Source organism: Clostridium sp. (assembly GCF_016650095.1).
GTDB lineage: Bacteria > Bacillota > Clostridia > Clostridiales > Clostridiaceae > Clostridium_AD.
In genome coordinates, this window is the sequence record NZ_JAENWL010000090.1 from 1 (window position 1) to 10,877 (window position 10,877).

The window sequence follows — 10,877 nt, forward strand, 5'->3', positions numbered from 1 at the left end:
TTCTTTAGCTTTTGAGCTCATAATACATAACTGACCTTGATGCCTGCTTGTAAAAAAAATAAATGCAGCATTTATCTCGCTACATTCACTCTTTTTATTCCTATAATTTGGTAGTGTACAAAATTAATAGAGTAATTTAAACTTTTATACAGTAAACTTCTCTTGGCCAATTTTAGCTTCTTACCTTTGTTCCAGAAACTTTCTCATAGTATTTAGCTATTGAACTATGATCATTTTGACCAAATCCATCTGCTTTTAATGTTTGCATCATTTCCATAACTAATGCTGTCATTGGAAGTGGCGAGCCTACTTCATGTGCTGTATCAATTGCATTATTCAAATCTTTGATATGTAAATCAATTTTGAATCCTGGTTCAAAATTTCCTTCCATAATCATTGGAGCTTTTGCATTCATAACTGTAGATCCCGCCAATCCACCTTTTATTGCATTAAATACCAGTTTAGGATCAACACCAGCCTTTGTTGAAAGTGTAAATGCCTCAGCAACTGCAGCAATGTTAAGTGCTACTATTACTTGATTTGCAAGTTTTGTTGTATTTCCTGCCCCTACTTCTCCGCAGTACACTGCACTTCCACCCATAATCATTAAGATGTCATATACTTCATCAAATACTGTTTTATCTCCACCAACCATAATAGACATTGTTCCATCCATTGCCTTTGGCTCTCCACCACTTACTGGAGCATCAATCATTTTAACACCTTTTGCTGCACATGCCTTACAAATTTCTTGAGATGCAAGTGGTGCAATAGAACTCATATCAACTAAAATACTCCCTGATTGTGCGCCTTCTAGCACACCACCAGCGCCCATTACTACTGTTTTAACATGGGGCGAATTTGGAAGCATTGTGATAATTAGTTTACATTGTTCTGCTACTGCTTTAGACGAATTGACTGCAATAGCTCCTGCTTTAACTACATCATCTATATTTTCTTGGATGACATCAAAAACAACTACTTCATTTCCTGCCTTCAAAAGATTTCTAACCATAGGTTTTCCCATAATTCCAAGTCCAACAAATCCAATTTTCATTTTGTATTTCCTCCTTGTTTAATAAATTTACAGTTCAGCTATTTTAGTAACTGCTTCCACAATATGCTCTTTGGTTAAACCATGATATTTTAAAACATCCTCATAATTATGTGCACTACATCCAAATGTATCATTTACTCCAACGAATTCAATCGGTTTGCAAGCTTTGCAAAGTGCTTCTGCAATGGCTCCACCAAGTCCACCGATAACGCTATGTTCTTCTGCTGTCACAACACCTTTACAGCCTTCTACTAATTTATTGATTGCTTCTGTATTAATTGGTTTGATGGTACTTACATTCACAACTTTTATAGATACTTTTCCTTCTAATTCTTCTGCCGCTTTCATTGCAAGACCTACCATATAACCTGTTGCGAATACAACAACTTCTTTGCCTTCTTTTAATACACTTGGTCCACCAATTTCAAATTTCTTTCCTTCTGGTGTTACATTGTCATAATCATTACGGTTTAATCTCATATAACAAGGCCCGTTATATTCTGCAATTGCTTTTACAGCTTCTACCGTCTCATTTGCATCTGCAGGGCAGATAACTACCATATTGGGAATTGCTCTCATATATGCCATATCTTCTACTGATTGATGGGTTGAGCCATCTCCAAAGTCTGACATGCCCGAGGAAGAACCTACAATTTTAACATTTAATTTTCCAATACAAATAGTCTGGCGAATCTGATCAAATGCTCTTCCTGCTGAGAATACAGCGAAGGAGTTTGTAAATGGAATCTTTCCTGTTTGTGCAAGACCTGCCGCAACTGATGTCATATTTGCCTCTGCAATACCCATTTCATAATGTCTTTCTGGACATGCTAACTCAAATAATTTACCCATTGTAGATCCACAAAGGTCTGCATCCAATACTACGATATCTTTATTTGTTTTTCCTAACTCTACTAATGTATTACCATAAGCAACTCTCTGATTTGTGTAAGTCATATTAGAAACCTCCTATTCTTCTTATTATTTAGATAATTCTTCTAATGCTTGTTTATATGTTTCTTCTGTAAACATACCATTATGAAATCCTACTACGTTTTCTGCAAAGCTTATGCCTTTTCCTTTTGTTGTTTTTGCGATAATAACGGTTGGCTGACCTTTAACAGTATCTGCCTGATCTAATGCAGTAAGAATTTCTTCCATATTATGTCCGTCAATTTCGATTACATTCCATCCAAAGCTTTCCCATTTTTCAGGAATTGGATTACTATTTAATCTTTCTATAACACAGCCCATTGCCTGTAATCCATTTTTATCAATGATTGCTACTAAATTGTCTGCTTTATATGAACTTGCTGACATTGCCGCTTCCCAAATCTGACCTTCTGCAATTTCTCCATCGCCACAAAGCACATATACCTTGCTATCAATCTTATCGGCTCTTAATCCAAGCGCCATACCAAGTCCGATAGAAAGTCCTTGTCCAAGAGAACCTGTCCCTGCTTCAATACCTGGTGTTTTAAGTACATCTGGATGTCCTTGTAAATGAGAACCGATTTCTTTTGTAGTTTTTAAATCCTCTACTGGAAAGTATCCTGCTTCTGCAAGTGCTGAATACTGTAAGATAGCTACATGACCTTTACTTAATAAAAATCTGTCTCTGTCTACCATTTTGGGATTCTTTGGATTGTGTTTCATTTTGTAGAAATATAATGCTGCTACAATATCTGCTGATGAACAAGAACCTCCTACATGTCCTGCAACACCTATACCCATACTTACTACAACATTTTTTCTAAGTTGCTGTGCTTTTTTTCTTAAATCTTCCAATAATTCTTTACTATAATCCATATTATACCTTCCTTTCAATTTTCAAATTACAACCATATACTTAACATATTACTAGTTATCAGTTGCCAGTTGTACTACAGGATACTACAACAAAAAATATTTTTCTTAACTGTAATATTCTTTGTTTTTTCTTATGTGTTCTCTTATTAATTCTGCTGCTTTATCACCGTCATGTTTCTCAAAAGCTTTTATAAGCTCTGCATGATAATACAAACCATCTTTGCATCCCATTTCTTCTATAATTACAGTCATCGAAATTTGCAAAACTTCACACAGGATTTTGTACGTTTTAATCAAAAGTTTATTTTTAGTAATAACACCAATTCTGAAATGGAAATTGAAATCTTCTTTAGCAAACTGCTTCAAATCAGATTTGCAATCCTTCATACTCTTATAAATTAGCTTCAATTCCTCGATGTCCTCTTTCGTTGCTTGCTCTACCGCTAAACGTGTGGACTCAATCTCAACAATCTCTCTAAATTGCTGAATCTCATACATAGAACTATTACTTTGTTCACGCAAATACACAGATGGCATTAATGCATTCATACTATCTGATAGCTCTATAGTTTTTACAAATGATCCCTCCCCGACTCTTGTTTCCGTTAAGCCTAATATATTAAGCTTTTGGATCGCCTGCCTTACTGTAATTCTACTTACGTCAAACTGTTCTGCAAGTTCATTTTCAGATGGAAGTTTTTCTCCTTGCTTCCAGACATCATTAATCAGCATATTCTTCAATTGTTCAAAAACCTGTTCGCTTATATTAATTCTTTTAATTGGTTCTATACGCATATATGGCCTCCATTAAATAGCATTTATTAAAAATCAACAGAATTCATAACATGCCACTACTTTTGCATCCATCTCATATATGCATTAGCCGTTGTTAATCATTCACCTAATAGTTGTATTACAACTATCCTGCTTTGATTGTAACTCTTTTGTCGAATTTTGTCAACGGTTTTTACTAAAATTTCATGTATTATTTATCTATCACTACTACTTTAATTAAATTTCCTGGTGCTTTTGCTAATTTTTCAAAGTATTCTGGCGCTTGTTTTAGTGTGATTTCCTCACTAATTAATGGTGCTACATTTAGCTTTCCACTATTAAGTAATTCTACTACTGTTCCAAATTCTTTATATCCATATAGGAAGGAACCTTCTACTTTTAATTCTCTTGTAACTATTTCTTGCATATTAACTTCTATCATCTGTTTATTATTGCCAATCCAGATAGCTTTACCACCAAATGCTAATGATGACATAGCTTGCTGTACTGTCGGTGCCGCCCCTACTGCTTCAATTGCAATATCAACACCTTTTCCAGCGGTGTGACTTGCAATGACCTCTTTAAAGTTTTCTTTTGCTGGATTTATGACTACATCAGCCCCCATTGCTTTTGCAACTTCTAGCCGATTATCACTTAGGTCAGAGACTAAAATCTTAGCTGGATTTTTCATTTTTACACATGCAAGTGCTAATAATCCAATTGTTCCTGTTCCCACTAATAGGACAGTCTTTCCTGTTAAATCTCCTGCATGCCCAACACCTCTATAAGCTACTGCTAATGGCTCCATTAAAGAACCGATTGCATAAGATACATGATCTTCTACCTTAAAACAACTTTTTGCAGGTACACAAATATATTCTGCAAAAGCGCCATCTACATCAAGAACTCCAAAAGCTCGTTTATTTAAACATAAATGAACGTCTCCTTGCTTACACATTTCACATTTCCCGCAAAAATCAACAGGATATACTGCCACTTTGCTTCCTATCTGATAATCTGTTACGCCTTCTCCTAGTTCTACAACCTCTCCCGCAAACTCATGTCCCATAATCATTGGCTCAAGACGTCTTCCTGTGAGTCCTAAATAGCCATGTACATCACTGCCGCAGATTCCGCAAGCTTTTACACGAACTTTCACTTCTAATGCTTTTGGTGATACGTCAGGAACTTCTTTATAATTTAATATATTTGGACCTTCATATACAATTGCTTGCATGATATCTCTCCTTTTATATTGAGTACTACTCAGCAAACAAGTAGCACTCAATATTGTTATTTTATGTTTTTAAAATTATTTTGCTGCTTTAACAGCTACTTTTAACTTTCCAATGATCTCTGAACCAACTGCTTTTTCAACACTATCCCATACTGGGGCCGTCGCATCTTGAAATGCCTTAATTTCTTCGTCTGTTAATTCAGTTACTGTACAACCTTCGTCGATCAGTGCTTGTTTCTTAATTTTTGTTTCTGAACGGTTCAATTCTTTTTCAGCTAAGCCATATGCCTTTGCTGCTTCTCTAATAATATTCTGTGTTTCTTTATCGTAACCATCAAAGATTTTTTTTGAAAATATAAATAAAAATGGTGAATAAATATGCTTAGTAATCGTAATATATTTATTTACTTCTTGAATACGTGTAGAATAAAAGTTAGGTATTGGATTCTCCTGACCGTCAATTGTATGTTGTTGTAATGCTGTAAATACTTCTGCCCAACTCATAGGTGTTGGGCTCGCACCCATTAATTTCCATGCTTCTAAGTGATACTTGTTTTCCATTGTTCTTATCTTAAGTCCTTTTAAGTCTGCAGGTGTTTTTACTACCTTAACTGAATTAGTCAAATTACGGAATCCATTTTCATTCCAAGCTAAGTTAATCATTCCTTTTTCTTCTAGTTTAGTATTTATATAGTCTCCGATTTCTCCACCTATTACTTTATCTGCCATTTCATCGCTGCTAAATAAGAACGGAATATCAAAAATAGCTAATTCAGGAACTAGTCCTACTAGTGGCGCTGTTGATGTATTTACAATTTCTAATTCTCCAGCTCTTGCTGCTTCTGTTCCTTTTGTGTCATCGCCTAACTGTGCCCCTGAATAGACTTCAACTTTAATTCTACCTTCTGATTTTTCTTCTACCATTGTTTTAAATGTAGAAATCTGAGCTTGAACTCCCGGTGAACTCTCACTTGCACCATTAGATACCTTAATAGTAATTTCTGCTTTACTTGTATCTACTCCTGATTTTGCTTCACTTGTAGTTGCTTTTGGTGTAGCCTCCGGTGTTTCTGTTTTACTTGATATAGATCCACATCCAGTCAGTGTAGTCATTAACATTGTACCTGCTAATACCATAGAGAACAATTTTTTTTTCATTTTCTTCCTCCTAATTATTATTATAAATTAATACTTTATATAAAAAATGTGTATACATTTCTTATAGCACACATCATCCAAATGTTCTTGGAATAAACATAATTAGATCTGGTAAATACGTAATAATAAATAAAACTACAAACATCATTATTAAAAATGGCCAGATATTTCTGATGAGATCAATTAATTTTACTTTACCTAACCCTACTCCAACATATAATACGTTTCCTACTGGTGGTGTTGCTAATCCAATACATAAATTACATACCATGATTACACCAAGATATACTGGATCTATTCCAAATTTTTCTGCAATTGGAAGTAAAATAGGTGCAAAAATTAAAATAGCTGGTCCACTATCCATAACACATCCTATTAATACTAACAAAATATTTACTAGTAACATGAAAAGATAAACATTATCTGTAAGAGAAAGAATCGTGTCTGCCAATAATTGTGGCACCCGCGCTGTAGTAATCAAATAGGCTGCTACATTTGCAGCACCTACAACTAACATCATAACTGCTGTTCCACGGCATGCCCTAATAACAATTCCAAACCAATCTTTAATATCCAATTCTTTATATATTAATACTGCTACAATAAGAGCATATACAACTGCTAAAGCTGCTGTTTCTGTTGCTGTTGCAACTCCTGTTACAATACATGTAATAATAAATCCCGGTAATAATATTGCCCAAAGAGACTCTTTTGTAGCAACACATACTTGTTTGAATGTAGATCTTATTCCAACAGGATAATCTGCTTTCTTTGCGTGGAAATACCACAAGACCATAAGGCCAAGACCTATTAAAATACCAGGAATAATACCACCTAAAAATAATTTCACTATAGATACTTCAGCAATAACGCCATAGAAAATCATCTGTACACTTGGTGGAATAATGGGCCCAATACAACCCGCTGAACAAATTAAGGCTGTACTTTTGTTTTTATCATATCCAGTTTCCTCCATAATAGGTAACATAACACTTCCTACAGCTGTCGTATCCGCAACTGCACTACCTGAAATACCTGCAAAAATCATAGACGAAAGAACACCTACGTATCCAAGGCCACCTCTAAAATGCCCTAAAAGAACTTTTGCAAAATTAACGATACGCTTTGAAATACCACCCGCGTTCATAATTTCTCCAGCTAGCATAAAAAATGGAATGGCTAGCAATGGCACACTATCAGTTCCTATAATAAAACTTTGTGCTAGTTTCAGTGTTGTCATATCTCCCTTTGATAGCATCATCAAAACTGCTGTTCCAACCAGTGAAAGCGCAATTGGTACCCCTAATATAATAAGTGCAAATAATCCAAGTAAAAAGAGTGCTAACATCGCTCTACCTCGTTTCTATCCATAAAATGTATAATTGAATTAATAAATCTGCAAAAGTATTGAATTGCAATAACACTAAAACAAATAGGTGCCATTATATAAACCATTCCATGCCTTACGCCTAAAGCTGATGACTTCCAATCCCATTGTGAAATCGAATATCTGATACTTCCATGTATCAGAATCCCTAACAAAGAGATAACGATTACATAAGCTACAATTTCAATTATTTTCCTAAACTTTCCTTTGAATAGCTCCACAATGAAATCTAATCTCATATGTTCTGATTTATCATTTGCAAGAACCGCACCTACAAAAGTTACCCAAATAAATAAGAATCTCGCAAGCTCTTCTGCCCATGGTATAGTTGTATTAAATACATACCTAGCAACTACATTTGTAAATACAATAGCTACCATTATAGTCCCAATTACAGCAATAAATATCTCGAAGATTTTCATTACCCTATTATTAATCGTTTTCAACCATGAAAAATCCATTCTTTCCCCCCCCATTTCTTTTCTGTGCTACTATATGATGTAAATGTTCCATCTTTCTTCTACCATTCAGCAATAGAACCATCTTCATGACGCCATATTGGATTTTTCCACTCGTGTGGTGTTTTATTTTCTTCTATTACTAATGCTTTGTTTACTTCCACCCCAAGGCCTGGTTTCTTTGGAAATTGTACATACCCATCAACAAACTCAAAATCTTCTTTATTGGTGATGTAGTCCAAAACATTTTTCCCGACATTATAATGAATACCAATACTTTGCTCTTGAATCACTGCATTATAGCTGATTGCATCTACTTGCAAGCAAGCACTGAGAGCAATCGGTCCAAGTGGACAATGTGGTGCAAGCGCTACATCATATGCTTCTGCCATAGCAGCAATCTTTTTAACTTCCGTTATGCCACCTGCATGTGATAAATCCGGCTGTATAATATCCACCCCACCAGCTTGTAATAGTCTCTTAAAATCATACTTTGAAAATAAACGTTCCCCTGTTGCAATAGGGATATTACATGCTGCTGCTATTTCTTTAAAACATTCCATATTTTCACAAAGTACCGGTTCTTCAATAAACATTGGATCAAATTCTTCTAATTTCTTAGCAAGCACTTTTGCCATTGGTTTATGTACTCGGCCATGAAAATCTATTGCAATTCCAAAATATTTGCCACAAGATTCTCTAATGGCTGCAACTCTTTCTAAAACTGCATCTATCTTTTCATAAGTATCAATATACTGCAGTTCTTCTGTTGCATTCATCTTAATCGCACTAAATCCTGCATCCATCTTTTCTTTCGCTGCTGCTCCCACATCAGATGGTCTATCTCCTCCAATCCAAGAGTACACACGCATTTTATCTCGGCAAGCCCCTCCTAATAGTTCATATATAGGAACATTCAACCATTTTCCCTTGATATCCCATAATGCTTGATCAATTCCTGAAATAGCACTCATCATAACGCCGCCCCCACGATAAAACCCTCCGCGGTAAAGGGTGGTCCAAATATCTTCAATTCTATTTGGGTCTGCTCCTATTAAATAACTACTCATTTCTTTTACACAGGCTAATACTGCTTGCGCATGACCTTCTAAAACTGCCTCTCCCCATCCTGTATAACCTTGATCCGTTGTAATTTCAACAAATCCCCATCTTGGTCTTACAAAATAAGAATTTACTGCTACAATTTTCATCTTGCACCTCCACTTTTATTGGTCTCTTGCCCTTAAAACTTATTAATCTTTGATACTAACGCTGCAACATATTCTTTTCCTTTTTCCCAATCATTAGATAATACAATTTCCTTTGGCATTAAATTGCTGCCAAGACCAACTGCCAAATATCCTTGTTCGAAGAATTCATGAATATTGTCAACATCCACGCCACCTATAGCTACATAATCTGTTTCATCAAATGGTCCCTTTAAACTTTTGATATAACCTTTTTTCATATCCCCAGCTGGAAATAACTTAATTGTAGTAAAACCATATTTTAGACATGTTGCTACCTCACTAGGCGTTAGCGCTCCAGGCAAAAATAGAATTTTCTCCTTTTGACAATATGCTAAGACATCTTCATGGGTAGATGGCGTTAATAAAAACTGTGCGCCTGCTTCTAGTGCTTTCTTAGCTTTTTCTAGCGTAATTGCAGTTCCAGCTCCAATTAATGCCCGTTCTCCAAAATACTGGTGTAACATAGCAATCTGCTTATATGCATCTTTTGAATTTAATGCAACTTCAAAACATTTTACGCCTCCATCTACAATTGCTTGTGCATAATCAATTGTTTTTTCGAGTGGCACATTACGCATAATGGCTAATATTTTGTTTTCTCTAAACACTTCTTTCATATCCATAATCATTCACCTAACTTTCTTCTATCGCAAATTAATGAACTTAGATTACCGAAAAGTTTCTTCTATATTATTACTAATACTTTTAATTTTTTCACTGCTTGGATATCCTTCAATATCCCCTAATGTTTCTGTTGCTAAAGCGCCTGCAATTCCACCCATTTTCCCACATGCCTCTATATCTTTTCCTTCTAAAATTCCTACTAAAAATGCTGCATTAAATGCATCGCCTGCTCCAATTGGATCAATACATTTACAAAGATAAGGTGGAATAAATATTTTATTTTTCTTATCTGCCACAAACGCACCTCTAGCACCGTCTTTAATCGCAATATGCTCTGCTTTTCCTTTTTCAAAAAAGTAATTTATTATCTCATCCTTATTTTCTGTGTGTAATAATACTTTTGCTTCATCCAACCCCAATAATACAATTTGGCTTTTCAAGCAAAGGTCTAAAATAGGTTTTGTATAATCTCTTGATTTCCATAATTTTTTTCTAATATTAGGATCAAAACTTATCTTCATATTGTTCTTATTTGCAAGTTCCATTGCAAATAAGACTGTCTCCATGCAACTCTCAGATAGAACGGGTGTAATTCCCGTCAAGTGCAATATTTTTCCCTTTTCAAAATAACTAACATCAATATCTTTTGGTGTCATAGTACTTGCCGCTGAATTTTCTCGATAATAGTAAACTTTTGTCTCTCCCTGGCTAGTTTCCTTAAACATCAGGCCTGTTGCATGTGATTCATCAAAAATAACACCTTTCGTATTAACACCTTCAGCTCGCACCATATTACATACATATTGTCCAAATTCATCTTTTCCCAATTTACTAATCCAAGCTGCTGTATGACCGAGTTTCTCAATTCCAATTGCTAAATTACTTTCTGCCCCTACTATACGAGCCTTATAATCTTGAACATATCTTAACGGTGCATTGGCTCCTGGGGTAAAACAAACCATTGTTTCACCTATTGTAATGACTTCCGGCATTCCCCACCTCCTAGCATTTCTGCCTTCTAATAAAGAGTATATTCTTTACAGGTTGTACTACATGTTGCTATGTATCTATTGTACACCTTTACAAGTGATTGTCAACAAATTTAAATTCACTTTCTTCAAAA

Annotated in this window: 11 protein-coding genes; all 11 read right to left on the reverse strand. The window is 35.1% G+C overall.

Annotated features, from left to right (window positions below; all coding sequences use genetic code 11):
• Positions 1 to 172 precede the first annotated feature (172 nt).
• The 11 genes from garR to JJE11_RS07445 all read right to left on the reverse strand — a co-directional run bounded on the left by garR (position 173) and on the right by JJE11_RS07445 (position 10,746).
• Positions 173 to 1,057, reverse strand: coding sequence for a 2-hydroxy-3-oxopropionate reductase (gene garR, locus JJE11_RS07395; RefSeq protein WP_291634124.1), 885 nt, complete (start codon positions 1,055 to 1,057; stop codon positions 173 to 175).
• Between the two features lie 27 nt (positions 1,058 to 1,084).
• The gene (locus JJE11_RS07400; protein WP_291634126.1) at positions 1,085 to 2,014 is read right to left on the reverse strand and encodes a transketolase C-terminal domain-containing protein; all 930 of its coding nucleotides are present in this window, start codon (positions 2,012 to 2,014) and stop codon (positions 1,085 to 1,087) included.
• A gap of 24 nt (positions 2,015 to 2,038) precedes the next feature.
• Positions 2,039 to 2,866 (reverse strand): transketolase, encoded by an 828-nt coding sequence (locus JJE11_RS07405; RefSeq protein WP_291634129.1) that lies wholly within the window; start codon positions 2,864 to 2,866, stop codon positions 2,039 to 2,041.
• Between the two features lie 105 nt (positions 2,867 to 2,971).
• Positions 2,972 to 3,661 (reverse strand): FadR/GntR family transcriptional regulator, encoded by a 690-nt coding sequence (locus tag JJE11_RS07410; protein WP_291634131.1) that lies wholly within the window; start codon positions 3,659 to 3,661, stop codon positions 2,972 to 2,974.
• A gap of 190 nt (positions 3,662 to 3,851) precedes the next feature.
• A complete protein-coding gene (locus JJE11_RS07415; RefSeq protein WP_291634133.1) occupies positions 3,852 to 4,877 on the reverse strand; it encodes a zinc-binding dehydrogenase in 1,026 nt (341 codons plus the stop codon).
• Positions 4,878 to 4,952: 75 nt separating this feature from the next.
• A complete protein-coding gene (locus JJE11_RS07420; RefSeq protein WP_291634135.1) occupies positions 4,953 to 6,035 on the reverse strand; it encodes a DctP family TRAP transporter solute-binding subunit in 1,083 nt (360 codons plus the stop codon).
• A 73-nt stretch (positions 6,036 to 6,108) separates the two neighbouring features.
• Positions 6,109 to 7,383, reverse strand: coding sequence for a TRAP transporter large permease (locus JJE11_RS07425; RefSeq protein ID WP_291634137.1), 1,275 nt, complete (start codon positions 7,381 to 7,383; stop codon positions 6,109 to 6,111).
• On the reverse strand, positions 7,377 to 7,883 hold the full coding sequence (locus tag JJE11_RS07430) for a TRAP transporter small permease (protein WP_291634139.1): 507 nt from the start codon (positions 7,881 to 7,883) through the stop codon (positions 7,377 to 7,379). Before JJE11_RS07430 ends, JJE11_RS07425 begins: the two co-directional genes overlap by 7 nt.
• 59 nt (positions 7,884 to 7,942) lie before the next feature.
• The gene (gene dgoD / locus JJE11_RS07435) at positions 7,943 to 9,091 is read right to left on the reverse strand and encodes a galactonate dehydratase (protein WP_291634141.1); all 1,149 of its coding nucleotides are present in this window, start codon (positions 9,089 to 9,091) and stop codon (positions 7,943 to 7,945) included.
• 32 nt (positions 9,092 to 9,123) lie between these two features.
• Positions 9,124 to 9,753, reverse strand: coding sequence for a bifunctional 4-hydroxy-2-oxoglutarate aldolase/2-dehydro-3-deoxy-phosphogluconate aldolase (locus JJE11_RS07440; RefSeq protein ID WP_291634143.1), 630 nt, complete (start codon positions 9,751 to 9,753; stop codon positions 9,124 to 9,126).
• Positions 9,754 to 9,798: 45 nt separating this feature from the next.
• Positions 9,799 to 10,746, reverse strand: a complete 948-nt coding sequence (locus JJE11_RS07445; RefSeq protein ID WP_291634144.1) for a sugar kinase — start codon at positions 10,744 to 10,746, stop codon at positions 9,799 to 9,801.
• Positions 10,747 to 10,877: the final 131 nt, after the last annotated feature.